Below are 26,522 nucleotides of genomic sequence, written 5' to 3' on the forward strand. Positions count from 1 at the left end.
CTCAGACCTCCCGCTTCTCGAAATCGATCCGCGGATCGACCCAGGTATAGGTCAGGTCCGAGATCAGGCCGAGCACGAGGCCGAGCAGCGAGAAGATGAAGAGCGTGGCGAAGACGACGGGATAATCGCGATTCAACACCGATTCAAAACCGAGCAGGCCGAGCCCGTCGAGCGAGAAGATGGTCTCGATCAGGAGCGATCCCGCAAAGAAGGCGCCGATGAAGGCGCCGGGAAAGCCGGCGATGACGATCAGCATCGCATTGCGGAAGACGTGGCCGTAGAGAACCTTGTTTTCCGAAAGCCCCTTGGCGCGCGCGGTCACGACATATTGCTTGCGGATCTCGTCGAGGAACGAATTCTTGGTGAGTAGCGTCGTCGTCGCGAAGGCGGAGAGCGACATGGCGATGATCGGCAGCGTGATGTGCCAGAAATAGTCGACGATCTTGCCGCCGAGCGAGAGCGTGGCGAAATTGTCCGAGGTCAGCCCTCGGAGCGGAAACCAGTCGAAGAAGCTGCCGCCGGCGAAGAGGATCACCAGCAGGATCGCGAACAGAAAGCCCGGAATGGCATAGCCGACGATGATCACCGCCGAGGTCCACACATCGAAGCGCGAGCCGTCGCGCACCGCCTTGGCGACGCCGAGCGGGATCGAGATGCCGTAGGAAATCAGCGTCATCCAGAGGCCGAGCGAGATGGAGACCGGCATCTTCTCCTTGATCAGGTCGATCACCGAGATGTCGCGGAAATAGCTCTGGCCGAAATCGAAGCGGATATAGTTCCACAGCATCAGCCCGAAGCGCTCCAGCGGCGGCTTGTCGAAGCCGAACTGCTTTTCGAGCTTGGCGATGAATTCCGGGTCGAGGCCCTGCGCGCCGCGATATTTCGCGTTGATCGGCCCGCCGCCGAGCGTCCGATCCTGACCGCCCATGCCGGCATCGGCGCCGCCGCCCGAGATACGGTCGGTCGCGGAGACGTCATTGCCCGAAAGCTGGGCGATGACCCGTTCGACCGGGCCGCCAGGCGCGAACTGGATGATCAGGAAGCTGATCGCCATGATCCCGAAAATGGTCGGGATCATCAGCAGGATACGTCTGAGGATATAGGCTGCCATGTCGCTCCGTCTGTACCTCAGTCCGCCTTGCCGATCTTGACGGCCTTCTCGATGTCGACCCACCAGAGCACTTCCGGCGAGAAGCCGTAATCCGGCTTCGTATCCGGCCAGCCGAACATATCCCACACCGCGACACGGTGCGCATCGGAATACCATGCCGGGAACCAGATTTGGCTTGCCCGCAACACGCGGTCGAGTGCGCGCATCAGCGTGATGAGCTCGGCGCGGCTCTTCACGGCGCCGGCTTGCGCCACCAGCGCGTCGACGACCGGGTTCTTGAGGCCGGCCAGGTTCGATCCGCTCGGTATATCGGCCGCGACGGAGCCGAAAAGCTGCTCGATCCCGTCGATCGGCGTCGCATCCAGCATTACGCGATAGGCGATGACGTCGTAATCGAACGCGTTCTTGCGGCTTTGATATTGCGCGGCATCGACGAGGCGCAGCGACGCGCCGACGCCGATCGCCTTCAGATTGGCGATCAGCGGCGCCAACACGCGCTCGAAGGCCTGCGTCTGGATCAGGAACTCGACCTCGAGCTTTTCGCCGGCCGCGTTGACGAGACCACTCCCTTGCGGCTTCCAGCCGGCCTGTTGCAGCAGGTCGGAGGCCTGGCGCAACAATTTGCGATCCCGGCCGCTGCCATCCGCCTCGGGTGGCGTGAAGGGCGGCTGATCGAATATCTCTGGCGGCAGCTTGTCGCGGAACGGTTCGAGCAGCGCCAGCTCCGCGGCGTCGGGCAGACCCGAGGCGGCAAAGTCCGACATCTCGAAGAAGGAGCTCGCCCGCTGGTAGAGGCCGAAGAACAGGTTCTTGTTGGCCCAGGGAAAATCGAACGCCATGCCGATCGCCTGCCGCGTGCGCGGATCGGCGAACTTGGCGCGGCGCAGATTGAAGAACCAGCCATACATGTCGGCGCGGTGCTCGGCCGGAAATGCCGGCTTGATGACGCGACCATCGAGGACGGCCGGGAAATCGTAGCGCGTGGCCCAGTTCTTCGACGAGAACTCCTCGCGCCAGGTGATCTCGCCCTTGGCGAAGGCCTGGAACTCGACATCCTCGTCCTGGTAGAACTCGACCCGGACACGCTGGAAATTGCCGGTCCCGATGGCAACCGGCAGGTCCTTGGCCCAATAATCCGCGACGCGCTCATAATCGATCGAACGGCCCGGATTGACCTTGCCGATCCTGTAGGGGCCGGAGCCGAGCGGCGGCTCCATGGTCGAGGCTTCGAAGTCGCGCGTCGCGTAGAAGGCCTTGGAAAAGATCGGCAGCGAGCCGGCGACATAGAGCGGAACCTTGGTGTTCTGCTTGCCGGAGAAGACGACCGTGACCTCATGCGGGCCGGTCGCCGTCACCGATACCATCTCGCGGATCGTCTGCGAGATATCCGGATGGCCCTTCTCCTTCAGCACCGTCAGGGAGAAGACGACGTCGTCGGCCGTCAGCGGCGTGCCGTCATTGAAGCGTGCCGCCTCGCGCAGCGTGAAGACATAGGAGTTGCCGTCGTCCGAGATCGCGACCTGCTCCGCGATCAGGCCATAGATCGAGCTGGGCTCGTCGAGCGCGCCCGTCATCAGCGTATCGAAGCAGAGCTCGATCCGTGGCGGGGCATCGCCCTTGAAGACATAGCCGTTCAGCGTGTTGAAGGTGTTGGGGTTCTGGTTGAAGTACCAGTTGGGCGCCGAGAGAACCAGACTTCCGCCCTTGGGTGCGGCGGGGTTCACATAGTCGAAATGCTTGAAATCAGCCGGATATTTGAGATCGCCGAAGACGGAAAGGCCGTGGCGCGGCGCGTTTGCCTGGGCAGAAGCGGGCAGCGGTCGGGCAAGCGCCGCCAGCGCGAGGCCGGCGCTTCCGGCCAGGAAGCGGCGGCGTGTCGGGCGCAATCCGGTCCCGTTTCCTGCGCTCAAGGCTTGGCCCCCAGGGCCTTCTCCTTGGCCGGGTCGATCCACCAGGAATCGACATCGATACCGGCATAGATCGGCTGCTTGTCCGGAATGCCGAACTTGTTCCAATAAGCGACGTTGATCGTGTCGCTATACCATTGCGGCACGACGTAATAATTCCAGAGCAGAACCCGGTCGAGCGCATGGGTCGCGGCGACGAGATCGTCGCGGTCGGTGGCGAACACCACGCGGTCGATCAGCTTGTCGATCGCTGGGTTCTTGATGCCCATCAGGTTGCGGCTGCCCTTCAGATCGGCGGCGGCCGAACTCCACATTTCGCGCTGCTCGTTGCCGGGCGATTGCGACTGCGCGATCACGGTCGACACGACATCGAAATCGAAATCATTCAGCCGTGCCACATATTGCGCGGTGTCGACGACGCGCAGCGACGCGTTGATGCCAATGCGTTTCAGATTGGCGATATAGGGGCTGACGACACGCTCGAAGGAGGGATCGGCCTCGAGGAATTCGATCGTGAACGGCTCGCCGTTCTTGGCGTTGACGAGCTGGTTGCCCTTGAGCACCCATCCGGCCTCCTGCAGCAATTGCAGCGCGAAGCGGAAATTGTCGCGCAGCGCCTGCGGCGTGTCGTTGACCGGGAGCTTGAACTCCTTGGTGAAGACCTCCGGCGGAACCTCGTCCTTCACGCTGTTGAGGATTTCCAGTTCCTTGCCCTGCGGCAGGCCGCTCGATGCCAGGTCGATGCCCGCGAAATAGCTCTCGATGCGCTTGTATTTGTTGAAGAACAGCGTGCGGTTCATAGTCTCGAAATCGAAGACGTAGTTCAGCGCCTCGCGGACCCGCGGGTCCTTGAATTTGTCGCGGCGCTGGTTGAGCACATAGCCCTGCATGCGCCCGGAGGAGGCGAAGGGGAAGGAATGCTGGATCACATTGCCGGATTTCACGGCCGCGAAATCATACTCCGTCATCCAGCGCCCGATGCGGTTCTCCAGCCGGTAATCGTCGAGCCCGCCCTTCTTGAACGCTTCCCATGACGCGCTCGGATCGCGGTAATAATCAATCTTCAGACGGTCGAAATTGTTGCGGCCGACCTGGGTCGGCAGGTCCTTGGCCCAATAGTCCGGCACGCGCGACCAGACGATCTGCCGGCCCGGGCTGACGGTCTCGATCTTGTAGGGGCCGGAGCCGAGCGGAATCTCCAGCGTCGTCTTGGTGATGTCGCGCTTCTTGCCGCTTGCATCCGTGCCTTCCCACCAATGCCGGGGCAGCACGACCAACTCGCCCATGATATTCGGCAGTTCGCGGTTTCCCGCCTTGTCAAACGTGAAGGTCACCTCGCGCTCGCCGGTGGCCTCTGCCTTCAACACATTGGCGTAATATTTGTTGTGGAATGGGCTCTGCGCCTTCAGCGTGTTGAAGGTCCAGATGACGTCGTCGACCGTGATCGGCTGGCCGTCATGCCAGCGCGCGGCAGGATTGAGCCGAAACTTCACCCAGCTGTAATCGTCGGGATAGCTCAGCGCCTCGGCGATCAGCGGATAGCCGGTGCCGGCCTGGTCGGTCGCCGAATCCATCAGGCTGTCATAGAGCTTGCCGCCGCTCGTCTGCGACAGGCCCGCCGCCGGCGTGCCCTGGACGATATAGGGGTTGAGGCTGTCGAACGTTCCGACCGCCGCCTGGTTCAGCGTGCCGCCCTTGGGCGCGTCGGGATTGACATAGTCATACTGCTTGAAGCCGTCAGGGTATTTCGGCTTGCCGATGAGAGAGGTCGCGTGGCGCCACGGTGCGTCGGCGGCGCCGGCCGGTGTCCAGGGCGAGGCTATCGCGAGGGCGACCAGGGTGGCGGCGAAAAGAGCTCTCATCGGGCGTGATTCTCCGGCGACTGAACCATCAGTTTTAGGGCCGAATGCCGATAGGGCAACTCTCATGCGGCCGCGAGGCCGAGATCAGGGCATGAAAAAGGCCGGAGAATGACCTCCGGCCTTTGAAAGCGTTTCGCGCTCGCCTGAAATCAGGGGGCGGGTGCCGCCGGCGCTGCGGGCGCAGGCGCTGCCGGAGCGGGCGTGGCCGGTGCTGGGGCTGCGTCGCTCGGTGCGGGCGCGGCTTCAGTTGCAGGGGCGGCTTCGGTTGCAGGGGCGGCGGGAGCCGGAGCGGTCGGGGCAGCAGGCGCCGGAGTTGCTTCGCCCGCCGGAGCAGCCGGAGCCGGCGCTGCCGTCGGCAGCGGGACCGGATCATGCGACAACGTCCGCAGATAGGCGATGATGTTGGCGCGATCTTCCGGCTTCGGCAGACCCGCAAAGCCCATTGCCGTGCCGGGCATGTCGGCCTTGGGGCTCTTCAGGAAGTGGTAGAGATGCTCATAGGTCCACTTGTCGCCGGCGGCATGGGCCTTCTGCAGCGGCTCGGAATATTTGAAGCCCTCAGCGCTGCCGATGACGCGGTCGATGACATTGTAGAGATCCGGGCCGACCTTAGCGCCGGCGCCCTCGACCAGATTGTGGCAGGCCTGGCACTTCTTGGCGACGGCCATGCCGGCCTCGACATTGGCGCTGGCGAGCAGCGTATCGATCGGCGGGTCCTGCGCAGCGGCGGCGCCACCGCCACCCTCGGCCGGCGCCTGCTCGGCGACTTCGATCACGAAGCCGGGCTTTGCCGGCGTAGCGGGGGCGTAAATCGCTTCGGAAACGATGCTGAGCGACATCACGACCAGGAGCGTAAACAAGACCGCGCCAAGAATCTTGTTGATCTCGAAAGAATCCATCGGTCCCAGTCCCAGAGGCATCAATAAATCATGAGGCTGGACGACGCGGCGCGCCTCCCATCCCGTCGCACATCGCGCGGAAACTACAGGCTTTCGCCGCCGCCGCGCAATACGTATGAAGGCGGCGCACTTGAGACCTTTTGCCACTTCGCGGTGTCGCGAAGGGCGCGGAGAGCTTGGAATGACTGAAAAGACCGAGGCTTTGGTGCTGGTGCCGGCCCGCATGGCCTCGACACGACTGCCGGGAAAACCGCTCGCCATTATTCATGGCGAGCCCATGATCGTGCATGTCTGGCGCCGCGCCAGCGAGGCCGGCATCGGTCCGGTGGTCGTCGCGACGGATGATTCGGATGTCGCGGCCGCCGTGCGGGCAGCCGGCGGCGAGGCCGTCATGACGCGGGCGGATCACGAAAACGGCTCGTCGCGCATCCACGAGGCGGCCGGCCTCGTCGACCCGCAGGGCCGCTACGACCTCATCGTCAACGTGCAGGGCGACCTGCCGACTGTCGATCCGGCTTCGGTCGCGGCGGCCTTCGCCCCGCTTGCCGATCCCGCCGTCGACATCGGCACGATCGCGGCGGTGATCGAGCGCGAGGAAGAGAAGACCAATGACAGCGTCGTCAAGGTGGTCGGCTCGCCGCGTGGCGACCGCCTGCTGCGCGCGCTCTATTTCACGCGGGCGACAGCGCCATGGGGCGAGGGACCGCTCTTCCATCATATCGGCCTCTACGCCTATCGCCGCGCAGTGCTCGAGCGCTATGTCGCGCTGCCGCCATCGCCGCTGGAGCGGCGCGAGCGGCTCGAGCAATTGCGGGCACTGGAAGCTGGCATGCGCATCGATGTCGCCATCGTTGACGCGGTCCCCCTCGGTGTCGATACTCCCGCCGACCTCGAAAGGGCGCGCCTACTGCTCGCCTGATGCGCGTTTGTCCGCGCCGTCTCTTTGGAAGAAGTCTCTAGAAAAATGACGAAGATCGTGTTCCAGGGCGAGCCGGGCGCCAATTCCCACATCGCCTGCGCCGACGTCTATCCCAATTATGAAGCCGTGCCGGCCGCGACCTTCGAGGATTGCTTCCAGGCGATGGCCAAGGGCGAGGTTGATCTCGCCATGATCCCGATCGAGAATTCGCTCGCCGGCCGGGTGGCCGACATCCACAACCTGCTGCCGGATTCGGGCCTCCAGATCATCGGCGAGTATTTCCTGCCGATCCGCTTCCAGCTGATGGCGCCGCATGGCGCGACGCTCGAGACGATCAAGACGGTCGAGAGCCATGTCCACGCGCTCGGCCAGTGCCGGCGGATCATCCGCGAGCACGGCTATCGCCCCGTCGTGGCCGGCGATACGGCCGGCGCGGCGCGCATCATCGCCGAGGCCGGCGACATCACGCGCGCCGCGCTCGCCCCGCGCTTTGCGGCCGAGCTCTATGGCCTCGACATATTGGCCGAGAATGTCGAGGACGCGGCCCATAATACGACCCGCTTCGTCATCCTGTCGCGCGAGCCGAAGGTGACGAAATCCGGCAACGGTCCGGTCATCACGACCTTCGTCTTCCGCGTGCGCAACATCCCGGCCGCGCTCTACAAGGCGCTCGGCGGCTTCGCCACCAACGGCATCAACATGACGAAGCTTGAGAGCTATCAGTTGAACGGCGAATTCTCGGCCACCCAGTTCTATGCCGATGTCGAAGGCCATCCCGACGATGTCGGCCTGGCGCATGCGCTGGAAGAGCTCGCATTCTTCTCGGCCGAATGGCGGATCCTGGGCGTCTATCCGGCGGCGCCGTTCCGTGCCGCGGTTGCTGCCGTCAGGACCTGAGCCGGTTCAGGCACGGATGGCGGTCTGAATATCCGAGGTGGCGTGGCTGTTCGGGCCGAGGGCCAGCGGCGGATAGCAGATCAACGTGTCGAGCTTGCCCTGCTGCAGGGCCAGATTGATGCTGCCGTCGAGCCCATAGGGCAAGATGGCGCGATCGTCGCCGATCAGCCTGATCGGTTCGCGGGATGCGAGCGGAAAGCACAGGTCGAGTAGCCGCCGCGCGCCCTTGGGGCTGACGGCATAGGCGAGAATCCCCCAGAACTGGTGGCAGCGGAACAGATTGGGCCGGCCATCGCGCAGCCGCGCATATTGTTCGAAATATCCCGGCCGGTACTTGACCGATTCATCGAAGCGTATGGCGGAGAAGACGCCGTCGGCACTGCGGACGGCGATCGCGGCGTCGGTATTGAAGCCGAAGACGATCAGGTCGTGCTCGACGGCCTGGCGCGCCATGATCGGCTGGGCATGCCTCCAGAAATCGCCACGCAGGCAGCAATCATCCTCGAAGATCAGATAGGGCTCGCGACCGCGCGCGCATTCCTCCCAGAGCGCGCGGTGCGACAGTGCGTTGCCGAGCGCTCCAGGGTTGAAGTGCCGGTTGTCGGCGTCGAGGATTCCGCTTGAAACGAGCGCCTGGCGATCGAGCCGCCAACCCTCCGCCGCCGGCACGAACTTGAATGGAACGGGTTGGTGCGCGTTCCACGTCTTGAAGACGTCCCGCCGGTCTGGCCGCGCCGGCAGACTGATGACAAAGGATTTCATGCGCGAAGGACCCCGCTCGTCGCACTGAAATCGGACAGGAGCGGCTACCGACACCCCTTGAACCCGACGGGCAAACCTAGTCCCGGGGGAGCAGGCCGGTCAGTCGGCAAATTGTAGATAATTGCTACTCTTTTGTTACGAAGCATTGCCCAAACATGGTGCTGCTCGTTTTTCAGCCTGCTTCGGCCCAGGCGCGGATCAGCGTATGGGCAATCGCCATGCGGGGCGGCGTAGCCAGACCGTCCGGGTGCTCGCCATTCAGCATCGACATCGTCTCGTCGCGGGAGAACCAGCGGCAGTCTTCCAGCTCTTCCGTGTCGGGAACGATTTCCGTCGACAGCGCCTCGGCGTGGCAGCCGATCATCAGTGACATCGGGAACGGCCAGGGTTGGCTGGCGAGATAGGCAACGCGCCCGATCTTCACGCCCGCCTCCTCCTGGATCTCGCGGCGGACGGCGTTCTCGATCGTCTCGCCCGGCTCGATGAAGCCGGCAAGGCAGGAATAGGTTCCGGCGGCGAAACGGGCCTGCCGGCCCATCAGGCATTTGTCGCCGTCGATGGCGAGCATGATCGCAACCGGGTCGGTGCGCGGGAAATAGAGCGCGCCGCAATTCGGACAGTCGCGGCGATAGCCTGCCTGCGTCATGGTGGTACGGGTGGCGCAGCGGCCGCAGAAGCGGGTCGATCCGTGCCAGTGCAGGAGCGCGCGCGCCTGCGCCAGGGCGCCCAGCGTACCCGGATCGGTCGCATTCATCAGGATGCTGCCGCTCGAACCGTTGACCGCGAGCGTGCGGATCGACACCGCCTGGAAGGCGTCGACATCGAAGGAGGTTTCGCTGGTCAGCGTGGTCGCGAGGCGGGGCGCCGAACCATCCCAGCCGAGCAGGATGATATCGTCCATGTCGGCGCCGACCGATTGCGCTTCCTTCAGGGTGAAGAGCGCCTCGCTGGCGTCATGCGAGCGCATCATCGCCTCGTCGCCGCGCAGCAGGAAGACGCGTGCGGCGGGATCGGCGAGCGCGGCGGCAAGCGTCGATTCGTTGCGCGCCTCGCTGCGGCGATCGAGGGCGTTACCCGAGAAGGCCGCAAGCGTGCTGGCCTCGACGGGAGGGAGGGACGAAAGGAAGGATCTGGCCATGATTGCCCGGCGTGGTGAGTGGCGGCGCGAACCGGCTCGATTCGAGCGGGCGCCATTGGAATTACGCCACAGAGCCGCCCGCTGCGATAGTCCCCTGGCTATGTGACGTTCGGGCTTGCCATTTCGCCCGAGAACGACGATATGTGCGTCCGGGAGGTTGGTGGTGGACGTACCACTCGCCAATCGGGTCAGGTCCGGAAGGAAGCAGCCCCAACGAGCCAGGCACGGGTCGCGTGCCAGCCTCCTACTTTCCGCAGCACCATGGTTCTGGACTCTGATCGAGGCCTTTGCGGCCCGATCGGGTCGGCAGAGCTTGAACAGACAGCCGGCACGCCCCATAGGGTGTGCTAAGGTCGGGCAGTGCATGTCTTTCATGCGCGGCATCAGCCGGATGGCAGCGGGCGAGGCATGGACGGCGGCGAAAATTCCAGCAGCAGTGCAATGAGCGGGGCGGGCGGCGCCTATCGCGTTCTCGCGCGCAAATATCGTCCGCGGAGCTTCGACGATCTGGTCGGCCAGGAGCCGATGGTCCGCACGCTCAAGAACGCCTTCGAAACCGGCCGCATAGCGCAGGCCTATATGCTGACGGGCGTTCGCGGTGTCGGCAAGACCACGACGGCCCGCATTCTGGCGCGGGGCCTCAATTATCTCATTCCCGGCAAGATTGACCGGCCGACCATCGACATGCCGGAACTGGGCGTCCATTGCGCCGAGATCATGGAAGGCCGCCATGTCGACGTGATCGAGATGGATGCGGCGTCGAACAACGGCATCGACAATATCCGCGAGATCATCGAATCGGTCCGCTACAAGCCGGTCTCGGCCCGCTACAAGGTCTACATCCTCGACGAAGTTCACATGCTGTCCGGCGCGGCCTTTAACGGCCTGCTGAAGACGCTCGAGGAGCCGCCCGAGCATGTGAAGTTCATTTTCGCGACCACGGAAATCCGCAAGGTTCCGGTGACCGTGCTGTCGCGCTGCCAGCGCTTTGACCTGCGCCGCATCGAATCCGACCGGCTGATCGGCCTGCTCTCCTCGATCACGGCCAAGGAGGACGTCTCGATCGAGGCTGATGCCCTGGCGATGATCGCGCGGGCCGCCGAAGGCTCCGCGCGCGATTCGCTGTCGCTGCTCGACCAGGCGATCGCCCATGGCGCCGGCACGATCAGCGCCGAGGATGTGCGCGGCATGCTCGGCCTCGCCGATCGGGCGCGGATCGTCGATCTGTTCGAGGCGCTGATGGCCGGCCGCACCGCCGAGGCGCTCGATCTCCTGAAGCAGCAATATGATATCGGCGCCGATCCGGCCGTCGTGCTGCAGGATCTCGCCGCCTTCACTCACACGGTCACGCGCTTCAAGGTCGTCCCGTCCTCGTCAGAAGACAGCGCACTGCCGCAGGAGGAGCGCCAGCGGGGCAGGGCGCTTTCCGAGGCCATGTCGCTGCGCGTTCTCTCGCGCGCCTGGCAGATGCTGCTCAAGGGCATTGAGGAAGTCTCGACGTCGAGCCGGCCGCTCGCGGCCGCCGACATGGTGCTGATCCGCATCGCCCATGCGGCAGACCTGCCGACGCCGGATGAGGCGCTCAGGCTGCTCAAGAGCGGCGCGGCCTCGGCCGGCTTGCCGTCTCCTGGCCCCTCGTCATCCGTTCCGGCCCTGTCATTGCCGATGGGCCAGCCTTCGGGCGGGGCGCCCGCACCGGCGATCAGCCAGATGCGCGTCCAGCAGAGCCCGGTCGCGGCGCCCGTCGCTTCGGTTCCGAATGTCGAGACGGCGCGGCAGCCGGAGCCCGCCCGCAAGGCCGAGCCGGCGATCCGCTTCCAGCGTTTCGAGGATCTGGTCGCCTATGTCGGGCTCAAGCGCGATATTCCGCTGAAGATCGCGCTCGAGACGCAGGTGCGCCTCATCCGCTTCGACAATGGCTTCCTCGAATTCGAGCCGACCGACGATGCGCCGCGCGCGCTTTCGGCCGAGATTGCCCGCAAGATTTCCGATTGGACCGGCGAGCGCTGGGTCGTCGCCGTCGGACGTGGCGAGGGCCAGCCGACCATCGCCGAGGCGCGGGCGGCGGAGAAGGACAAGGCGCGCTCGGATGCGCGCGCTGATCCGCTCGTCGCGGCCGTGCTCGCCCGTTTCCCCGGTGCCGAGATCGTCGACGTCCAGATCCGTGCCGATGACACCGCCGATCTCCCGATACCGGCGCTGCCGGCGGTCGAGAACCCCGACGAAGCGCCGGAACCCGGCGAAGACTAATCCCCAACGAGGAGAATAGGACCGATGCGCGACATCATGGGCATGATGAGCAAGGCCAAGGAACTGCAGTCCAGGATGCAGGAAATGCAGGAGCAGGTCTCGCAGATCGAGGTCGAGGGCGCTGCCGGCGCGGGCCTCGTCAAGCTCGTCGTGACGGCCAAGGGTGATCTGAAGTCGCTCACCATCGATCCGTCGCTTCTGAAGCCGGAAGAAGCCGAGATCCTGGAAGACCTGATCGTCGCGGCGCATGCCGACGCGCGCGCCAAGTCCGAGAAGATCATGGCGGAGAAGATGCAGGCGCTGACCGGCGGCCTCGGCCTGCCGCCGGGCTTGAAGCTGCCGTTCTAGGCCAGGGTTCAGCCGCCGCTATGTCCCGCTCCGTCGCCGGTCCCGAGATTGAACGCCTGATCCAGTTGCTCGCGCGGCTGCCGGGTCTTGGGCCGCGTTCGGCGCGGCGCGCGGCGCTGGCGCTCGTCAAGAAGAAGGACCAGCTGCTGGTTCCGCTTGCGAGCGCGATGAATGTCGCGGCCGAGCGCATCCTGACGTGCTCGGTCTGCGGTAATATCGACACGTCCGATCCCTGCACGATCTGCTCGGATACCGAGCGCGACACGCGGACGATCGTGGTTGTCGAGGATGTGTCGGATCTCTGGGCGCTGGAGCGCTCCGGCGCCGTGAAGGCGCGCTATCACGTACTCGGCGGCACGCTCTCCCCGCTCGACGGTGTCGGGCCGGAGGATCTGACGATCGACCAGCTCGTGCGGCGCTGCTCGGGCGGCGAGGTTTCCGAGGTGATCCTGGCGGTCAATGCCACGGTGGACGGCCAGACGACCGCGCATGTCATCACCGATCGCCTGTCGGGCACGCCGGTCAAGGTTTCACGCCTTGCCCATGGCGTTCCCGTCGGCGGCGAGCTCGAATATCTCGACGAGGGCACGCTCGCGGCCGCGATCCGCGCGCGGACGCCGTTCTAGTGACGATATCCTGGTCATGATGGGAGGGATGCGATGCCGGATGCCGACAGTCTCGTTGCCGCGCACCGATATTGGTGCGGCCATCTCGTCTACCCGACCGATTATCCGGCTGAGAAATCCGCGATCTGGTTCGAGCGCAAGGACGAGACGGACGATTATATCCGCGCGACCTTCGGGCCCGATCTCGACCGGGTGGCGGCGACGGATTGGCCGCTTGATGCGATGAGCCGCGAGGCGCGGATCGGGCTGGTGATCTATCTCGACCAGTTCCCGCGCAACATGTTTCGCGCCGATGCCCGCGCCTATGCCTATGATGCCCGCGCCCGATCGATCGCGCATGCGCTCGTCGCTGCCGGCGTCGAGGAATACGGCCTGATCGAGCGCTCCTTCCTCTATCTTCCCTTCGAGCACAGCGAAGACCTGGCCGACCAGCAGCTTTCCGTCCGGCTCTATGAGGCACTTCTGGCGGCCGCCCCCGCCGACCAGATTCCGATCTATGAGAACTTCGTGGCCTTCGCGATCAAGCATCGCGAGCTGATCGAGCGTTTCGGCCGCTTTCCGCATCGAAATGCCGATCTCGGACGGGTCTCGACGCCCGATGAAGTCGCCTTCCTCGAAGCGAATGGCCGGGGATATTGAGGCCTGTCTGAGCGCCGTCCAGAGCCCTCACTCGCCTGCCAGCAGATCCGGCTGGCGGTCATAGGCGGGTGAACCTTCCTCGCCGAATTCCAGCGCCTCGATCTTCTCGCCGCGACTGGTGAGCTTCCGGGTCGAGATCAGGATGTCGTCGACGTCCTTCGACGTCTGGACGAAATGGGTCTGCAGCTTGCGGACGCGCTCGTCGACACGGCCGACATCTTCCATCAGCTTCATGACCTCGGTCTGGATCAGATAGGCCTGCTCGCGCATGCGCACATCCTTCAGCACCGACTGGATCACCTGGATCGAGAGCATCAGCAGGGAGGGCGAGACGATGACGACGCGGACGCGGTGCGCCATCTGCACGATGTCCTCGAAGCCCTCGTGGATCTCGGCGAAGACCGATTCCGACGGCACGAACATGAACGCCGTATCCTGCGTCTCGCCCGGGATCTGATAGCGCTCCGCAATATCCTTCACATGCTTGGTCACGTCGCGGCGGAATTGCGCCTCGGCCGCACGCTTCATTTCCACGCCCTCGGCGGCGCGAATGGCGTTCCAGGCTTCGAGCGGGAATTTCGCGTCGACGACGAGGCCGGCCGCACCATTGGGGAAGGCGACGACGCAGTCCGGCCGGTTGCCGTTCGAGAGCGTCGCCTGGAACTGATAGGCACCGATGGGCAACCCGTCCTGGATGATCGCTTCCATCCGCGCCTGGCCGAAGGCGCCGCGTGTCTGCTTGTTGGCGAGGATGTGCTGCAGGCCGACGACCTGGCTCGACAGCTCGGTGATGTTCTTCTGCGCCGTGTCGATGACAGCGAGGCGCTCATTCAGCTTCGAAAGGCCCTCATGGGTGTTCTTCGTCGTCTCGGTCATGGACTGGTTGATGCGGTGGCCGAGGCCGTCCATCCGTTCCGACAAATGGTTGAGCATCGAGGATTGCCGCGAGCCGAACACTTCGGCCATGGTCTGCATGCGGCCGGTCATTTCGCTCTGGATGCGCACGAGTTCGGCCATCCGCCGCTCGATCAGGCTCTCCTGCTCCGCCTGCATCGCCTCGGCATCGGCGCGCATCGCCTCCGCATCGCTTCGGCGGGCCTGACCGCGCCAGACGATGACGAGCATGAGAAACATCAGGAACAGGGCGAGGCCCGACGCGCCGAGGATGGCTTCGGCGAGGGTTACGGGGTGGTCGGCTATGATGATCAGAACATCCTGCATCGCTCCTCCATACCAGATTCGGGCGCCAGAAAAGATCAAAACAAGAACATCGGTTCCTGCTCTTCCCCGAAGGCGGCTAAATCCGTGATTGACCGGTCCGGAACGATTGCCTATCTCAACGGCCAGACTCCGAGGTTTTCATGGCCAAGCTCGATATCATCACCCTTCCCGATCCGAAGCTCCGCCTGGCGAGCGCTCCCGTCGAGCGCATCGACGACGAATTGCTGCGCTTCATGGACGACATGCTGGAGACGATGTACGAGGCGCCGGGCATCGGCCTCGCCGCGATTCAGGTCGGCGTGCCGCGCCGCGTGGTGACGATCGACGTGTCGGGACGCGATGAGGGCTCGAAGCCCGAGCCGCTCTTCCTGATCAATCCGGAAATCCTCACCTCATCCGACGATCGCTCGTCCTATGAGGAGGGCTGCCTGTCGATCCCGGATTATTATGCCGAGGTCGAGCGCCCGGCTTCGGTGAAGCTCCGTTATCTCGACCGCGACGGCAAGCTGAACGAGATTGATGCGAGCGGCATTCTCGCGACCTGCATCCAGCACGAGGTTGACCATCTCGATGGCAAGCTCTTCATCGACTATCTGTCGCGGCTGAAGCGCGACATCGTGGTGAAGAAGTTCGTGAAGGCCGCCAAGACCGGCATCAAGCCCGAGTTCAAGTCCCACGCCAGCGAAGAGATGTGAGGCCGACGCCTAGATGAGCCTCAAAATCGTCTTCATGGGCACGCCCGATTTCTCGGTCCCGACGCTCACCGAGATCATCGGCCAGGGCCATGAGGTCGTGGCGGTCTATACGCGCGCGCCGCGCCCGGCGGGTCGCGGGATGGGGGAGCGGAAGTCGCCCGTCCATGAGATTGCCGAGCGCTTCGGCATTCCGGTCTTCACGCCCAAATCGCTGAAGGGCGAAGCCGAGCGGGCGGCTTTCGCCTCGCTCGATGCCGATGCCGCGGTCGTCGTCGCCTATGGGTTGATCCTGCCGCAGGCGATCCTCGACGCGCCGCGTGAGGGTTGTCTCAATCTCCATGCCTCGCTGCTGCCGCGCTGGCGCGGCGCCGCGCCGATCCATCGCGCCATCATGGCGGGCGATGCCGAGACCGGCGTCATGGTCATGCGGATGGAAGCGGGCCTCGATACCGGCCCGGTGGCGATGGCGGAGAAGATCGCGATCGGCCCCGATGTCACGACCGGCGACCTGCACGACCAGCTTGCGCGCCTTGGCGCGGACTTGATGGTGCGCGCTCTGGCGGCACTCTCGCGCGGCGGCCTCAATACCGTGCCCCAGGCCGAGGCGGGCGTGACCTATGCGGCCAAGATCGACAAGGGCGAAACCCGGATCGACTGGGCAAGGTCGGCGCGCGACGTTCACAATCACATTCGCGGCCTGTCGCCGTTCCCGGGCGCCTGGTGCGAGATGACGCTGGCCGGCAAGACCGAGCGGGTGAAGATCTTGCGCTCGACGATAGGGGCTGGTGCCGGCGTGCCGGGGACCGTCCTCGACGGCGAACTGACGATCGCCTGCGGTGACGGCGCCGTGCGCCTGGTCGAACTGCAGCGCGCCGGCGGCAAGCCGCTTCGCGCGGCCGAGTTCCTGCGGGGCGCGGATATAGCTCTTGTTTCGTGATTGCTAGAAGCGAAATGCGCTTGTCAGAATACTGACTAATTGGCGCGCGCCTGCTTCATCTAGTTGTATCGTCTGGCTTTTCTTGCCGGGCATCTCGCGATCTTTGGTGCCGTAGCTATCCAACTGCACAAACACCCGATCATCTCGTTCAAATATGGTGTAAGTGGCGGAAATCTCATGATGGACCGAATTCCGGTCCATTGACTTGGGCTCGAACGAGCGAATGAGTGCCATTGCAGCCTCCTGTTTGTGAAAGACAAGACCAGAGCGCATGCCCCGCTACAAGATCCTGATCGAATATGACGGCACGCCCTATGCCGGTTGGCAGCGGCAGGGCAATGCGCCCTCGGTGCAGCAGACGATTGAAGAGGCGATCTTCCGCTTTTCCGGCGAGGAGGTCTCGAGCAAGGGCGCGGGGCGAACGGATACGGGCGTGCATGCGCTCGGGCAGGTTGCCCATTTCGATCTGTCGGGCCATTGGCGCGGCGACCGGATCCGCGATGCGATGAACGCGCAATTGCGTCCGGCACCGATCGCGATCCTCGAGGCCCATCCGGTTTCCGACGATTTCGATGCGCGCTATTCGGCGACGAAGCGGCACTATGTCTACCGTGTCACCGACCGCCGCGCTCCGGCGGCGCTCGACATCAACCGCGTCTGGGACGTGCGCAAGCGCCTCGACATCGAGGCCATGCGCGAGGGGGCGGCGGCGCTGATCGGCCACCATGATTTCACGACCTTCCGTTCGGCCGATTGCCAGGCGCTGAGCCCGATGAAGACGCTGGAGCGGCTGGAGATCCATCGCCACGACGACAGCGAGATCTGGTTCGAGGTTTCGGCCCGATCCTTCCTCCACAATCAGGTGCGCTCCATGGTCGGCACGCTGAAGAAGGTGGGGGAGGGCAAGTGGCCGCCATCGGCGGTCGGCGACGTGCTCGAAGCACGCGACCGCAAAGCATGCGGTCCGGTCGCCCCGCCCGGCGGGCTCTACCTCACCAAGGTCGACTATGGCTCAAAAGCCAAACAGCCGGTCGATGACCTGGCCGAGGACGAGGCTTAGGATCACGTCGACCGTGACCAGACCGAGCTTGAACGGCACCGATTTGCCGAGTGTCAGCCCGACGATCTGGTAATGATAGCGCAGCATGACGCCGACAATGCCGAGCGAGAGCACGGACCCGATTTCGAGCGACAGCACCCCTGTGCCGATCATCAGCGCGATCAGCGATTGGGGGATGACCATGATCACCGACGCCCAATTGCGCACCACGATATAGGGCGCATAGCTCCGTGTGATCTGCAATTGCCGGGCGAAGAGCGCCAGCAGCAACGGCATGGTGATCCAGTCGAGCGCGAAATCCACGATGCGCGCGGCAAGGAAGGCGCCATCCGAGCCGGTCTGCACGATCGAATCGGCGAGCAGCAGCCGGTGCTCCACCGCCGTATTGATCGCCGAAAAGGGCAGCACGTAGAGGACCGCGCGAAAGGAATGCCAGAAGCCATCGACGGACATGTCGAAGCGCTTCAACCCGTCGCGGCGGCCGAGAAACAGCTCGAACGCACCCTTGAGCGCGTTGGCGGCGGCGGGATGGATCATGTGTGGCCGGCGCCTCAGCCGATAAAATCGTTGAGGAAGCGACGATAGATCGCCGTCAGCGCGTCGAGATCGGCAATGGCCACGCGCTCGTCGATCTGATGCATGGTCTGCCCGACGAGGCCGAATTCCACCACGGGGCAGTAATCCTTGACGAAGCGGGCGTCCGAGGTGCCGCCGCTGGTCGAAAGCGCCGGCCGCCGGCCGGTGACGGTCTCGATGGCGTTGGCGAGCGTATCGATGAGGGCCGGCGAGTGGGTCAGGAAGGACGTGCTCTTGGTCGGCTCCATGACGAGTTCGAATTCGATCTCGTTGCCGGCCGCCTCTTCCAGGCGCGCCATCAACCAGGCCTCAAGCGTCTCTGGCGTCCACTCGTCGTTGAAGCGGATATTGAAGCGCGCCTTTGCCTCGGCGGGAATGACGTTCCATGCCTTGTTGTCGACCTCGAGGCCAATGAATTCGAGATTGGACGCGTCGAAGCGCTCATTGCCATGATCGAGCGCCTCGGCCGTCAGCCGGCGGATCAGCTTCATCAATTGCGGGATCGGGTTCACCGCCAGATGCGGATAGGCCACATGGCCCTGCGTTCCGGTGACGATGATCGTGCCCGACAGGCTGCCGCGGCGGCCGACCTTGATCGCATCGCCAAGCGCGTTCGGATTGGTCGGTTCGCCGACGATCGCCGCATCGAAACGGTGACCTCGTTGCGCCGCCCATTCGAGCAGCTTGACCGTGCCGTTGATCGAGGGGCCTTCCTCGTCGCCGGTAATGAGCAGCGAGATCGTGCCCCTATGGTCCGGCTTTTCGGCGAGATAGCCGAGCGCGGCTGCGACGAAGGCCGCGATACCGCCCTTCATGTCCACCGCGCCGCGGCCGTAGAGCATGCCGTGCTCGATCGCGCCTTCAAACGGGCCATGCGACCAGCGCGCCGGGTCACCCGGCGGCACGACATCGGTATGGCCGGCGAAGACGAAATGCGGCGCCCCGCTGCCGATGGTCGCAAAGAGGTTCTCGACATCGGGCGTGCCCGGCTCGGAAAAGACCGGCCGCGACACGGCGAAGCCGGCCGGCGCGAGCACGCTTTCGAGAAAGGCTAGGGAGCCGGCTTCGGCCGGCGTCACGGAGGGGCAGCGCACGAGGCCCTGCAACAGCGTGGTCGCATCGGGCGTCGTTGAAGCGGATGGGCTTGGGATCGAGTCGTGAGAGGACATGCCCTCTCGTTGCCATGCGTCCGCGCGTCAATCAACCCTGACGGCACTGCGACCGAGTGGATCGGGTCCGAATCGGTTGGCGCCGGGCGTGCCACGCAGGAAGCCGATCTCGATCAGGCCCCAGAGGCCGAGCACGGCGCCGATCAGCGTCGCGACGGCGCCGGGAACGAAGACCGACTCCGGCTCTGCGAGGCGCGTGCCGAATTCGGACAGGATCGACGGCACCAGATAGAACACGACGAGCCAGCCGACCGATCGGTTGCGATCATGCAGCCGCTTGCCGGCAATGGCGAGATTGCCCCAGAGGAAGGGAATATAGAGCACGGCCCCGATACCGATCGCGAGAACGGGCAGGGCGGTCGCAAGATCCATCAGAAACCATGCCACTGCGGGCACGACGATCAGGCTGGCGAGCGTGATCCACCAGAAGGGCGCCCGGTTGAGGCGCCCCCGAAACGAGAACAACAGCCAACGATAATTCACAGTATACCCCCCGGCGATACTGAGCGCATCAGTGTCACGGCCGGGGGGATGGCGCAACCAAATCTGTCGCGCTGCTCTCAGTCGCGCAGAAGTTCGTTAACGGAAGTCTTGGAACGGGTCTTCTCGTCGACCCGCTTGACGATCACGGCGCAATAAAGCGACGGGCCGGGCGCGCCGTTCGGCAGCGGCTTGCCCGGCAGCGAGCCGGAGACGACCACGGAATAGGGCGGCACGCGGCCGATGAAGATCTCGCCGGTTTCGCGGTCGATGATCTTGGTCGAAGCCGAGATGAAGACGCCCATTGAGATCACGGAGCCTTCGCCGACGATCACGCCCTCGACGACCTCGGAGCGCGCGCCGATGAAGCAATTGTCCTCGATGATGGTCGGGCCGGCCTGCAGCGGCTCCAGCACGCCGCCAATGCCGACACCGCCCGAGAGGTGCACGTTCTTGCCGATCTGCGCGCAGGAGCCGACCGTCGCCCAGGTGTCGACCATGGTCCCGTTGTCGACATAGGCGCCGAGATTGACGAAGGAGGGCATCAGCACGACAGAGGGCGCGATATAGGCCGAGCGGCGGACGACGGACCCCGGCACGGCGCGGAATCCGGCCTTCTCGAACTCCGTCGCGCCCCAGCCCTCGAACTTGGTCGGCACCTTGTCCCACCAGGTCGAGCCGTTCGGTGCGCCGGGAACAGGGGCCATCGGGTTCAGGCGGAAGGAGAGCAGCACGGCCTTCTTGAGCCACTGATGCACGACCCATTCGCTGTCGATCTTCTCCGCCACGCGAACCGCGCCGCTGTCGAGCAGGTTCAACGCGGTCGAGACGGCATCGGGAATGGCACCCCTGGTCTTGGTGTCGACATTCGCGCGATCCTCGAAGGCGGCCTCGATGGTGGATTGCAGAGCGGCGAGATCGTGCGTGGACATGCGAATTCCTTGGGGACCGGCAGAATTGACCGGCCGGGACGATATCGGCGAATGCGCGGAAGTCAACGCAGGATCGCGCCGGGTAGGAATCGGCGATCAGAGTTGCTTCAATCGTGCCGCCGACATTGGGAGTTCGAACATGGCGCCACCTTGAACGAGACCAGCTTGTGCCTCGATGGCGTCCCAAAGCGCCAGGATACGCTCCATCTGCTTAGTGACCTTCGCCTTGTGGAGCCCGCTCGACAGGAAGAATCCGATGAGCTGCGAATTCCGAAACGTGTGATACTCGGCTCGATTGCGTGTGATCTTTCGATCGCCCGAAATGACGATCCAGCGGCCGTCGGCGCTCAGTTCGTTGATCCAGGTCACGTCGGCAACGCTCGGTCCGAACTTTTCCCGAAGATGTCGAATCTCATGACGGCCGGCGAAGAGCGCATCCAAGGCCTTGGCGAGAGCCGGAGACAGGTTCTCGTCCAGAAGAACCTTCAAGCCGCTTCCAGCCTGTTCTCAAAGAGCACGGCATCGCGGACAACCGAAACCGGCAATTCGAACAGGCGTGCGGCAGCCTCGGCGGACCCTTCGGCTTCAACGGCGTCGCGCAGGGTTGCCGTCGGCACGCCGAAAGCTGCCGCTATCGGCTGGCCGAAGGCGCGCGTGGGATCAAGAACAATCGACTGCTTGCCGTCGAGCGGCCTCCAGCGGGCAACGATGTCGTCGTCGATATCCAGGTCTCGAAACGTCCGGTCGATGATCTGCGGCAGGACATATTGCCGAGTCTTGAGATCGAGTAGCTCCGCGGCCTCCACCAGCCGGGCGCTCTCGAGAAACATCGTCTTGCCGTCCGTGCGGAAACGCCGCGTCGAGAATGGACGATCCTCGTTGGTCAGGGATCGCGCATAATCGAGGCAATAGCGAATGGTCCTGAGCCCCAGGCCGGCATCCACGAATGCCTTGACGAATCGGAGTTCGATCAGGTCCCTGAATCCCAGCTCCAACTGATCATCCAGTAAGGGAAGCTGTGGGATCCACAATGGGGGGATGTCATGCCGCCGATCATCCTGGCGATATGAATAGCCCTTCATCCATCTGTTGATGGAGCGGGCAGGGACCTTCAGCAATCGAGATGCGTCGGCAGAGCTGTAAAAGCCGATGCCAAGCGGAATAGCTCCGACGCTCTTTGTTGCGCGCGTATCCATGGATCGAGAGTAGAGCGTCTGCGACACGTTGGGAATGCGGGAAACGCTCAGCTCGTCCGTATCTGCGCCAGCACCTGCCCCAGGAACCCGCCGAGATCGTCGGTCAGGTGGTCGATATGGGCGCCGTCCGCGCCTTCGGTTTCCCAGGCCTCGGCGAGCACTTCTTCCGTGCCACGCGGGACAATCAGTACCGTCGCCATGCCGAGCGACTTCGGGACTTCGAGATTGCGGGCCAGATCCTCGAACATCGCCGCCGATGTCGGGTCAATGCCGTTTTCGCGCAGGAAGCGGGCATAGGTGTCGGCATGCGGCTTGGGCACGAGATCGGCGCGGACGATGTCGAAGATGTCGTCGAAATCCGGACCGAGGCCGAGCCGCTCGATCACCTTCTCCGCGTGGCGGAGAGAGCCGTTGGTGAAGATGAAACGCCGGCCCGGCAGTGCCGATATCGCGGCGGCCAGAGCAGGGTCGGGCGCGACGGGGGAATGATCGATGTCGTGGACATATTCGAGGAAATCGTCCGGCGATATGCCGTGTTCCAGGATCAGTCCGCGCAGCGTCGTGCCATAGCGGCGGTAATAGTCGCGCTGCAGCGCCTGCGCGGCGTCCGGCTCGAGCGAGAGCAGGCGCTGGACGTAGTCGCGGATACGCACATCCACCTGCGCGAACAGGTTCGTGTGGCGCGGATAGAGCGTGTTGTCGAGATCGAAAACCCAGGAGCGCACGGGCGCGAACCGGCTGAGGTCCGGTTCGTCGTCAAGCGTCTGGGGCTTGTCGCTGGTCATCGGGTTCCGATCAGCGCTTGATCAGCGTGCCGGCGCCATGTTCGGTGAACAGCTCCAGCAGCACGGCATGCGGCGTCTTGCCATCGAGGATGACCACGCCCTCGACGCCGCGATCGAGCGCCTCGATGCAGGTCTCGACCTTGGGGATCATGCCGCCGGAAATCGTGCCGTCGGCGATCATCGCCTTCGCCTCGGCCACCGTGAGTTCCTTGATCAACTGCTTGTTGCGGTCGAGGACCCCGGGAACGTCGGTCAGGAAGAGCAGGCGCGAGGCGCCGAGCGCCCCGGCAATGGCACCTGCGAAGGTGTCGGCATTGACGTTGTAGGTCTCGCCATCATCCTCGCCGGCGCAGACCGGCGCCAGGACCGGGATGATCTCGGATTTCGCGAGGACTTCGAGCACCTCGGTGCGCACCGTCTTCGGTTCGCCGACAAAGCCGAGATCGATGACTTTCTCGATATTCGAATCGGGATCGACCACGGTGCGCTTCAGCCGCGTCACGGTGACCATGTTGCCGTCCTTGCCGGTGAGACCGATGGCGCGTCCGCCGGCCTCGGTGATGGTCTGGACGATTTCCTTGTTGATCGAACCGGCCAGCACCATCTCGACGATCTCGACGGTCTGCTTGTCGGTGATCCGCATGCCCGCTGCCCATTCGGACTTGATCCCGAGGCGCGTCAGCATGGCGTTGATCTGCGGGCCGCCGCCATGGACGACGACCGGATTGATGCCGGCGAGCTTCAGCAGCGTGATGTCTTCGGCGAAGGCCTTGCCGAGTTCTTCCGAACCCATCGCATTGCCGCCGAACTTCACGACGACCGTCTTCTCGTCATAGCGCAGCATGTAGGGCAGCGCCGTTGCGATGAGCTGGGCGGTCAAGACGGGATCGGTGCGGTGCTCAATCGGCAGGTCGGTCATCGGCAGGTCTCCGCTTCGGGCGCAGGCTCTATAACGAGTTTGACATGGCGGAACAATGACGGTTCCGCGCCTTTCAGACGGCCGATTCCGGTCTGTCACACGGCAAGGGCGGCGATCTCGGCGCGCAGCAGGTCCATGCCCGCGCCGGTCTCCGAGGAGGTGGCGATGACGACGGGATGGGCGGCCGGCCGGCGCGCGATCGCGGCGATCGTCTCGGCCATGACCTTGTCGATCACGCCGGGATTGAGCTTGTCGGCCTTGGTCAGCACGATCTGGTAGGAAACGGCGGTCTCGTCGAGAAGATCGAGCGTTTCCTTATCGTTCTTCTTCAGGCCGTGCCGGGCGTCGATCAGCACATAGACCCGGCGCAGCGTGACGCGGCCGCGCAGATAGGCCTTGATGAGCTTGTTCCAGGCCGCGACGAGGTTCTTGGGCGCCTCGGCATAACCATAGCCGGGCATGTCGACGATCAACAGGCCGTTATCGGCAGTGAAGAAGTTCAGCTGCTGCGTGCGGCCGGGCGTGTTGGACGTCCGCGCCAGTCCGGTGCGCCCGGTCAGCGCGTTGATCAGCGACGACTTGCCGACATTGGAGCGGCCGGCAAAGGCGATCTCGGTCGGCCCGATCGGCGGCAGCGTCTCGACGCTCGGGGCGCTCAGAACAAAGTCCCACGCCTTGGCGAAGAAGAGGCGGCCGGCCTCGATCCGGTCGAGCTCTTCCTGGGTGATTTCGGGCATGGGTCTCTCCGCCGCTCCGTCCTAGCTCTTGGCTTTGGACGGTGCGGCCTTTGCTGTCACGGCCTTGGGCGCAGCCGCCTTGGCCGGGGTCGATTTGGTTGGCGTTCCGCCCTTCGGCGGCTCCGGCGGCGTATCGACCTTCGGCGTCTTCTTGAAGGACGACATGATGTTGCCGAGCAGGTTCACCTCGACGCCCTGCCGGCGCATGATGATGTACTGCTGCGTCACCGAGAGCGTGTTGTTCCACGCCCAGTAGATCACCAGACCAGCCGGGAACGTGCCGAGCATGAAGGTGAAGATGACCGGCATCCAGTTGAAGATGACCTGCTGCGCCGGATCGGCCGGGGCCGGGTTGAGGCGCATCTGGACCCACATGGTCACGCCCATGATCAGCGGCCAGATGCCGATCATCAGCATGTGCGGGGGCGTCCACGGGATCAGGCCGAACAGGTTGAACAGGGTGGTCGGATCGGGCGCGGACAGATCCTGGATCCAGCCGAAGAACGGCGCATGCCGCATCTCGATCGTGATGAAGATGACCTTGTAGAGCGAGAAGAAGACCGGGATCTGGATCAGCACCGGCCAGCAGCCGGCGAGCGGATTGATCTTTTCCTTCTTGTAGAGCTCCATCAGCGCCTGCTGCTGTTTCACCTTGTCGTCGGCGAAGCGCTCGCGCAGGGCGGCCATTTCCGGCTGCACCTTCTTCATCGCGCTCATCGACTTGTACGACTTGTTGGCGAGCGGGAAGAAAACGGCCTTGACGATGACGGTGACGAGCAGGATCGCGACGCCGAAATTACCGAAGAACTTGAAGAAGAAGTCCATCAGGTAGAACAGCGGCTTGGTGAAGAACCAGAACATGCCCCAGTCGATCAGCAGGTCGAAGCGGTCGATCTTCAGATCGTCGCGATAGCCGTCGATGATGGAAACCTGCTTGGCGCCGGCAAAGAGCAGGCTTTCGGTCGAGCCCGTGGCGCCGGCCGCGATATCGATCGGCGTGCCCTTGAAATCGGCCTGGTAGAGCGGCGTGGCGCCGTCGACATGGCTGAAGGTCGCGTCGAACGGCTTGGTGCCGCGCGGAACCACGGCCGTCGCCCAGTACTTGTCGGTGACGCCGAGCCAGCCGGTCGCCACGTTCGAGAAGCTCTGCGGCGGCTCGCCACGCAGCTTCTTATAGGTGAGCTCCTGCAGATGCTGGTCGCCCATCCAGCCGATCAGGCCTTCATGCAGGATGTAATAGCCCGAAACATGCGGCTCGCCGAGGCGCGTGACGCGGCCATAGGGCGAGAGGGCGACGGGCTTTCCGGTGGCGTTCGTGACCTCGTCCTTGACCGTGAACATGTAGCTCGGGTCGATCGAGATCGTGCGCTTGAAGGTCAGGCCGGCGCCATTGTCCCAGGTCAGGACGACGGGCTTGGTATCGGTCAGCTTGGCGCCTTCCGGCGCGGTCCAGAGCGTCTGCGGACCCGGCACCGGCGTGCCGTCAGCCGGGGGAACCCAGCCGAATTCGGCGAAATAGCCGTCAGGCCCGGCTGCGGGCGACAGCAGGATGATGGTCGGGCTGTTCTTGTCGACCGTCTCGCGATAGCCGTTCAGCCTGAGATCGTCGACGCGGCCACCCTGCAGATTGATCGAACCGCTGACGGAAGGGGTCTCGACGGCGACGCGCGGGGTGGAGGCGAGGGCGGCTTCGCGGCTCAGCGACGCTGCGGCGGCAGGCGTCGCCGGCGCGGAGCCGCTGGAGCCACTCGTGCCGGTCGCGGCGCCAGGCGCCGTTGCCGTCGTTCCGGCGGCGGGCGTCGTCTGGCTGATCGCCGCGGCTTCCTTGCGCGACTGTTCCATGCGCGGGCCGGCGATGAAATACTGCCAGCCGAAAACCACCGCGACCGACAGGATGACGGCTATGATCAGATTGCGATTATCGGTCAGCATCAATCGAGACTTTCGGCGTGAGGTCGAGAGACGTTCGGGGTGGTGTCGACCGCGCCCGGCGACCGGGCAGGTTCGTTGATCGGCCGGCTTTCGCCGGGCCGTGATTTCGGCGCGCGCTCGCCCGCAGGCTGGCGCGTCAGATATTGCATGCTGGAGATAAGGTCTGCCGTGAGAACTTCGAAGGGCTGCGACAGTGCGGCACGTCGCCCGACCAGCACATAATCGGTGCCCGCGACGGCATGATCGAGCCCGGCGAGCCGAACGGCTTCGCGCAGGCGACGCCTGATCCGATTACGCTCGGGCGAATTGCCCATCTTCTTCGTCACGGTAAAGCCGAAACGCGGCGCGCGGGATGCCTCGCCGGACTTCGGATCGCGTTTCTGCAAAACAAAACCGCGCCGGGAAGCTCGCGCTCCGCCGGCGACGGCTAGAAATTCGGCGCGTTTCTTGAGCCGTTCCATGGTCTTCATCCGATCCATGGTAAGAACTCTCCGGGCGCCGGCCGGGCTGCCACTCGCCCCTTGA

The 26,522-nt window shown here is 64.3% G+C and carries 28 protein-coding genes and 1 other RNA gene; 10 read left to right on the plus strand and 19 right to left on the minus strand.

The window, feature by feature from the left end; translation table 11 throughout:
- Nucleotide 1: 1 nt before the first annotated feature.
- The 4 genes from QO014_RS16565 to QO014_RS16580 all read right to left on the minus strand — a co-directional run bounded on the left by QO014_RS16565 (nt 2) and on the right by QO014_RS16580 (nt 5,779).
- Nucleotides 2-1,111 (minus strand): microcin C ABC transporter permease YejB, encoded by a 1,110-nt coding sequence (locus QO014_RS16565; protein WP_266349819.1) that lies wholly within the window; start codon nt 1,109-1,111, stop codon nt 2-4.
- A gap of 17 nt (nt 1,112-1,128) precedes the next feature.
- Nucleotides 1,129-2,997: an extracellular solute-binding protein gene (locus QO014_RS16570; RefSeq protein WP_266349820.1), complete on the minus strand. Its 1,869-nt coding sequence runs from the start codon at nt 2,995-2,997 to the stop codon at nt 1,129-1,131.
- Between the two features lie 20 nt (nt 2,998-3,017).
- Nucleotides 3,018-4,880, minus strand: a complete 1,863-nt coding sequence (locus tag QO014_RS16575; RefSeq protein WP_266349821.1) for an extracellular solute-binding protein — start codon at nt 4,878-4,880, stop codon at nt 3,018-3,020.
- Between the two features lie 149 nt (nt 4,881-5,029).
- Nucleotides 5,030-5,779: a c-type cytochrome gene (locus QO014_RS16580; RefSeq protein ID WP_266349822.1), complete on the minus strand. Its 750-nt coding sequence runs from the start codon at nt 5,777-5,779 to the stop codon at nt 5,030-5,032.
- Nucleotides 5,780-5,960: 181 nt separating this feature from the next.
- Here QO014_RS16580 and QO014_RS16585 point away from each other — a divergent pair, with 181 nt between their 5' ends.
- Together QO014_RS16585 and QO014_RS16590 are read left to right on the plus strand one after the other, a co-directional pair.
- Nucleotides 5,961-6,698: a 3-deoxy-manno-octulosonate cytidylyltransferase gene (locus QO014_RS16585; protein ID WP_266349823.1), complete on the plus strand. Its 738-nt coding sequence runs from the start codon at nt 5,961-5,963 to the stop codon at nt 6,696-6,698.
- A 45-nt stretch (nt 6,699-6,743) separates the two neighbouring features.
- Nucleotides 6,744-7,595, plus strand: a complete 852-nt coding sequence (locus QO014_RS16590) for a prephenate dehydratase (protein ID WP_266349824.1) — start codon at nt 6,744-6,746, stop codon at nt 7,593-7,595.
- Between the two features lie 6 nt (nt 7,596-7,601).
- On the opposite strand, the gene QO014_RS16595 is transcribed toward QO014_RS16590, so the two are convergent.
- Complete coding sequence (locus tag QO014_RS16595) at nt 7,602-8,357, minus strand: glycosyltransferase family 25 protein (protein WP_266349825.1); 756 nt, start codon at nt 8,355-8,357, stop codon at nt 7,602-7,604.
- Between the two features lie 172 nt (nt 8,358-8,529).
- On the minus strand, nt 8,530-9,495 hold the full coding sequence (gene nudC, locus QO014_RS16600) for an NAD(+) diphosphatase (protein WP_266349826.1): 966 nt from the start codon (nt 9,493-9,495) through the stop codon (nt 8,530-8,532).
- A gap of 152 nt (nt 9,496-9,647) precedes the next feature.
- Between nudC and ffs the strand changes: the two genes are divergently transcribed.
- The 5 genes from ffs to QO014_RS16625 all read left to right on the plus strand — a co-directional run bounded on the left by ffs (nt 9,648) and on the right by QO014_RS16625 (nt 13,358).
- Nucleotides 9,648-9,743: signal recognition particle sRNA small type (gene ffs / locus QO014_RS16605), an RNA gene on the plus strand.
- 193 nt (nt 9,744-9,936) lie between these two features.
- Nucleotides 9,937-11,745, plus strand: a complete 1,809-nt coding sequence (locus tag QO014_RS16610; protein ID WP_266349827.1) for a DNA polymerase III subunit gamma/tau — start codon at nt 9,937-9,939, stop codon at nt 11,743-11,745.
- Between the two features lie 24 nt (nt 11,746-11,769).
- On the plus strand, nt 11,770-12,093 hold the full coding sequence (locus tag QO014_RS16615) for a YbaB/EbfC family nucleoid-associated protein (RefSeq protein ID WP_266349828.1): 324 nt from the start codon (nt 11,770-11,772) through the stop codon (nt 12,091-12,093).
- Nucleotides 12,094-12,113: 20 nt separating this feature from the next.
- On the plus strand, nt 12,114-12,719 hold the full coding sequence (gene recR, locus QO014_RS16620) for a recombination mediator RecR (protein WP_266349829.1): 606 nt from the start codon (nt 12,114-12,116) through the stop codon (nt 12,717-12,719).
- A gap of 33 nt (nt 12,720-12,752) precedes the next feature.
- On the plus strand, nt 12,753-13,358 hold the full coding sequence (locus tag QO014_RS16625; RefSeq protein WP_266349830.1) for a DUF924 family protein: 606 nt from the start codon (nt 12,753-12,755) through the stop codon (nt 13,356-13,358).
- Nucleotides 13,359-13,385: 27 nt separating this feature from the next.
- Here QO014_RS16625 and QO014_RS16630 read toward each other — a convergent pair whose 3' ends face one another.
- On the minus strand, nt 13,386-14,579 hold the full coding sequence (locus QO014_RS16630; protein ID WP_307258531.1) for a DNA recombination protein RmuC: 1,194 nt from the start codon (nt 14,577-14,579) through the stop codon (nt 13,386-13,388).
- A 140-nt stretch (nt 14,580-14,719) separates the two neighbouring features.
- On the opposite strand from QO014_RS16630, the gene def reads away from it, so the two are divergent.
- The gene (gene def / locus QO014_RS16635; protein WP_266349831.1) at nt 14,720-15,274 is read left to right on the plus strand and encodes a peptide deformylase; all 555 of its coding nucleotides are present in this window, start codon (nt 14,720-14,722) and stop codon (nt 15,272-15,274) included.
- A gap of 13 nt (nt 15,275-15,287) precedes the next feature.
- Nucleotides 15,288-16,211: a methionyl-tRNA formyltransferase gene (gene fmt, locus QO014_RS16640; RefSeq protein WP_266349832.1), complete on the plus strand. Its 924-nt coding sequence runs from the start codon at nt 15,288-15,290 to the stop codon at nt 16,209-16,211.
- Between the two features lie 3 nt (nt 16,212-16,214).
- Here the strand turns inward: fmt and QO014_RS16645 are convergent, their stop codons facing one another.
- Nucleotides 16,215-16,445 carry a methionyl-tRNA formyltransferase gene (locus QO014_RS16645; protein ID WP_266349833.1) on the minus strand — a complete coding sequence of 77 codons (231 nt, stop codon included), beginning with the start codon at nt 16,443-16,445 and terminating at the stop codon, nt 16,215-16,217.
- A 37-nt stretch (nt 16,446-16,482) separates the two neighbouring features.
- Between QO014_RS16645 and truA the strand changes: the two genes are divergently transcribed.
- The gene (truA, locus tag QO014_RS16650) at nt 16,483-17,271 is read left to right on the plus strand and encodes a tRNA pseudouridine(38-40) synthase TruA (RefSeq protein WP_266349834.1); all 789 of its coding nucleotides are present in this window, start codon (nt 16,483-16,485) and stop codon (nt 17,269-17,271) included.
- Here the strand turns inward: truA and QO014_RS16655 are convergent.
- From QO014_RS16655 to rnpA, 11 genes are all read right to left on the minus strand, one after another.
- A complete protein-coding gene (locus QO014_RS16655) occupies nt 17,224-17,808 on the minus strand; it encodes a hypothetical protein (protein ID WP_266349835.1) in 585 nt (194 codons plus the stop codon). The genes truA and QO014_RS16655 overlap by 48 nt on opposite strands.
- A 14-nt stretch (nt 17,809-17,822) precedes the next feature.
- Nucleotides 17,823-19,016, minus strand: a complete 1,194-nt coding sequence (gene dapE / locus QO014_RS16660; protein ID WP_266349836.1) for a succinyl-diaminopimelate desuccinylase — start codon at nt 19,014-19,016, stop codon at nt 17,823-17,825.
- Between the two features lie 27 nt (nt 19,017-19,043).
- Nucleotides 19,044-19,499: a DUF805 domain-containing protein gene (locus tag QO014_RS16665; RefSeq protein ID WP_266349837.1), complete on the minus strand. Its 456-nt coding sequence runs from the start codon at nt 19,497-19,499 to the stop codon at nt 19,044-19,046.
- A 77-nt stretch (nt 19,500-19,576) separates the two neighbouring features.
- Entirely contained in the window at nt 19,577-20,428 is an 852-nt protein-coding gene (gene dapD / locus QO014_RS16670) for a 2,3,4,5-tetrahydropyridine-2,6-dicarboxylate N-succinyltransferase (protein WP_266349838.1), read from the minus strand.
- Between the two features lie 96 nt (nt 20,429-20,524).
- Nucleotides 20,525-20,917 carry a PIN-like domain-containing protein gene (locus tag QO014_RS16675; RefSeq protein WP_266349839.1) on the minus strand — a complete coding sequence of 131 codons (393 nt, stop codon included), beginning with the start codon at nt 20,915-20,917 and terminating at the stop codon, nt 20,525-20,527.
- A complete protein-coding gene (locus QO014_RS16680) occupies nt 20,914-21,651 on the minus strand; it encodes a hypothetical protein (protein ID WP_266349840.1) in 738 nt (245 codons plus the stop codon). Before QO014_RS16680 ends, QO014_RS16675 begins: the two co-directional genes overlap by 4 nt.
- Before the next feature lie 20 nt (nt 21,652-21,671).
- Nucleotides 21,672-22,409, minus strand: coding sequence for a pyrimidine 5'-nucleotidase (locus QO014_RS16685; RefSeq protein WP_266349841.1), 738 nt, complete (start codon nt 22,407-22,409; stop codon nt 21,672-21,674).
- A 10-nt stretch (nt 22,410-22,419) separates the two neighbouring features.
- Entirely contained in the window at nt 22,420-23,328 is a 909-nt protein-coding gene (gene argB, locus QO014_RS16690; protein ID WP_266349842.1) for an acetylglutamate kinase, read from the minus strand.
- 95 nt (nt 23,329-23,423) lie between these two features.
- The gene (gene yihA / locus QO014_RS16695) at nt 23,424-24,065 is read right to left on the minus strand and encodes a ribosome biogenesis GTP-binding protein YihA/YsxC (RefSeq protein ID WP_266349843.1); all 642 of its coding nucleotides are present in this window, start codon (nt 24,063-24,065) and stop codon (nt 23,424-23,426) included.
- A 21-nt stretch (nt 24,066-24,086) separates the two neighbouring features.
- Nucleotides 24,087-25,997: a membrane protein insertase YidC gene (gene yidC / locus QO014_RS16700; RefSeq protein WP_266349844.1), complete on the minus strand. Its 1,911-nt coding sequence runs from the start codon at nt 25,995-25,997 to the stop codon at nt 24,087-24,089.
- Nucleotides 25,997-26,476, minus strand: a complete 480-nt coding sequence (gene rnpA / locus QO014_RS16705; RefSeq protein WP_266349845.1) for a ribonuclease P protein component — start codon at nt 26,474-26,476, stop codon at nt 25,997-25,999. The genes yidC and rnpA overlap by 1 nt, the downstream gene beginning before the upstream one ends.
- Nucleotides 26,477-26,522 lie beyond the last annotated feature (46 nt).

It is taken from the genome of Kaistia dalseonensis (assembly GCF_030814715.1).
Classification (GTDB): domain Bacteria; phylum Pseudomonadota; class Alphaproteobacteria; order Rhizobiales; family Kaistiaceae; genus Kaistia; species Kaistia dalseonensis.

Excerpts from the sequence above, each read along its gene's own strand:
- QO014_RS16630 (WP_307258531.1), bottom strand. The coding sequence starts at position 14,579 with ATGCAGGATGTTCTGATCATCATAGCCGACCACCCCGTAACCCTCGCC.
- QO014_RS16610 (WP_266349827.1), top strand. The coding sequence starts at position 9,937 with ATGAGCGGGGCGGGCGGCGCCTATCGCGTTCTCGCGCGCAAATATCGT.
- fmt (WP_266349832.1), top strand. The coding sequence starts at position 15,288 with ATGAGCCTCAAAATCGTCTTCATGGGCACGCCCGATTTCTCGGTCCCG.
- truA (WP_266349834.1), top strand. The coding sequence starts at position 16,483 with ATGCCCCGCTACAAGATCCTGATCGAATATGACGGCACGCCCTATGCC.
- QO014_RS16615 (WP_266349828.1), top strand. The coding sequence starts at position 11,770 with ATGCGCGACATCATGGGCATGATGAGCAAGGCCAAGGAACTGCAGTCC.
- recR (WP_266349829.1), top strand. The coding sequence starts at position 12,114 with ATGTCCCGCTCCGTCGCCGGTCCCGAGATTGAACGCCTGATCCAGTTG.
- def (WP_266349831.1), top strand. The coding sequence starts at position 14,720 with ATGGCCAAGCTCGATATCATCACCCTTCCCGATCCGAAGCTCCGCCTG.
- rnpA (WP_266349845.1), bottom strand. The coding sequence starts at position 26,476 with ATGGATCGGATGAAGACCATGGAACGGCTCAAGAAACGCGCCGAATTT.
- QO014_RS16645 (WP_266349833.1), bottom strand. The coding sequence starts at position 16,445 with ATGGCACTCATTCGCTCGTTCGAGCCCAAGTCAATGGACCGGAATTCG.
- yihA (WP_266349843.1), bottom strand. The coding sequence starts at position 24,065 with ATGCCCGAAATCACCCAGGAAGAGCTCGACCGGATCGAGGCCGGCCGC.
- QO014_RS16580 (WP_266349822.1), bottom strand. The coding sequence starts at position 5,779 with ATGGATTCTTTCGAGATCAACAAGATTCTTGGCGCGGTCTTGTTTACG.
- QO014_RS16585 (WP_266349823.1), top strand. The coding sequence starts at position 5,961 with ATGACTGAAAAGACCGAGGCTTTGGTGCTGGTGCCGGCCCGCATGGCC.
- QO014_RS16590 (WP_266349824.1), top strand. The coding sequence starts at position 6,744 with ATGACGAAGATCGTGTTCCAGGGCGAGCCGGGCGCCAATTCCCACATC.
- QO014_RS16685 (WP_266349841.1), bottom strand. The coding sequence starts at position 22,409 with ATGACCAGCGACAAGCCCCAGACGCTTGACGACGAACCGGACCTCAGC.
- QO014_RS16595 (WP_266349825.1), bottom strand. The coding sequence starts at position 8,357 with ATGAAATCCTTTGTCATCAGTCTGCCGGCGCGGCCAGACCGGCGGGAC.
- QO014_RS16625 (WP_266349830.1), top strand. The coding sequence starts at position 12,753 with ATGCCGGATGCCGACAGTCTCGTTGCCGCGCACCGATATTGGTGCGGC.
- QO014_RS16565 (WP_266349819.1), bottom strand. The coding sequence starts at position 1,111 with ATGGCAGCCTATATCCTCAGACGTATCCTGCTGATGATCCCGACCATT.
- yidC (WP_266349844.1), bottom strand. The coding sequence starts at position 25,997 with ATGCTGACCGATAATCGCAATCTGATCATAGCCGTCATCCTGTCGGTC.
- dapE (WP_266349836.1), bottom strand. The coding sequence starts at position 19,016 with ATGTCCTCTCACGACTCGATCCCAAGCCCATCCGCTTCAACGACGCCC.
- nudC (WP_266349826.1), bottom strand. The coding sequence starts at position 9,495 with ATGGCCAGATCCTTCCTTTCGTCCCTCCCTCCCGTCGAGGCCAGCACG.
- QO014_RS16655 (WP_266349835.1), bottom strand. The coding sequence starts at position 17,808 with ATGATCCATCCCGCCGCCGCCAACGCGCTCAAGGGTGCGTTCGAGCTG.
- QO014_RS16575 (WP_266349821.1), bottom strand. The coding sequence starts at position 4,880 with ATGAGAGCTCTTTTCGCCGCCACCCTGGTCGCCCTCGCGATAGCCTCG.
- dapD (WP_266349838.1), bottom strand. The coding sequence starts at position 20,428 with ATGTCCACGCACGATCTCGCCGCTCTGCAATCCACCATCGAGGCCGCC.
- argB (WP_266349842.1), bottom strand. The coding sequence starts at position 23,328 with ATGACCGACCTGCCGATTGAGCACCGCACCGATCCCGTCTTGACCGCC.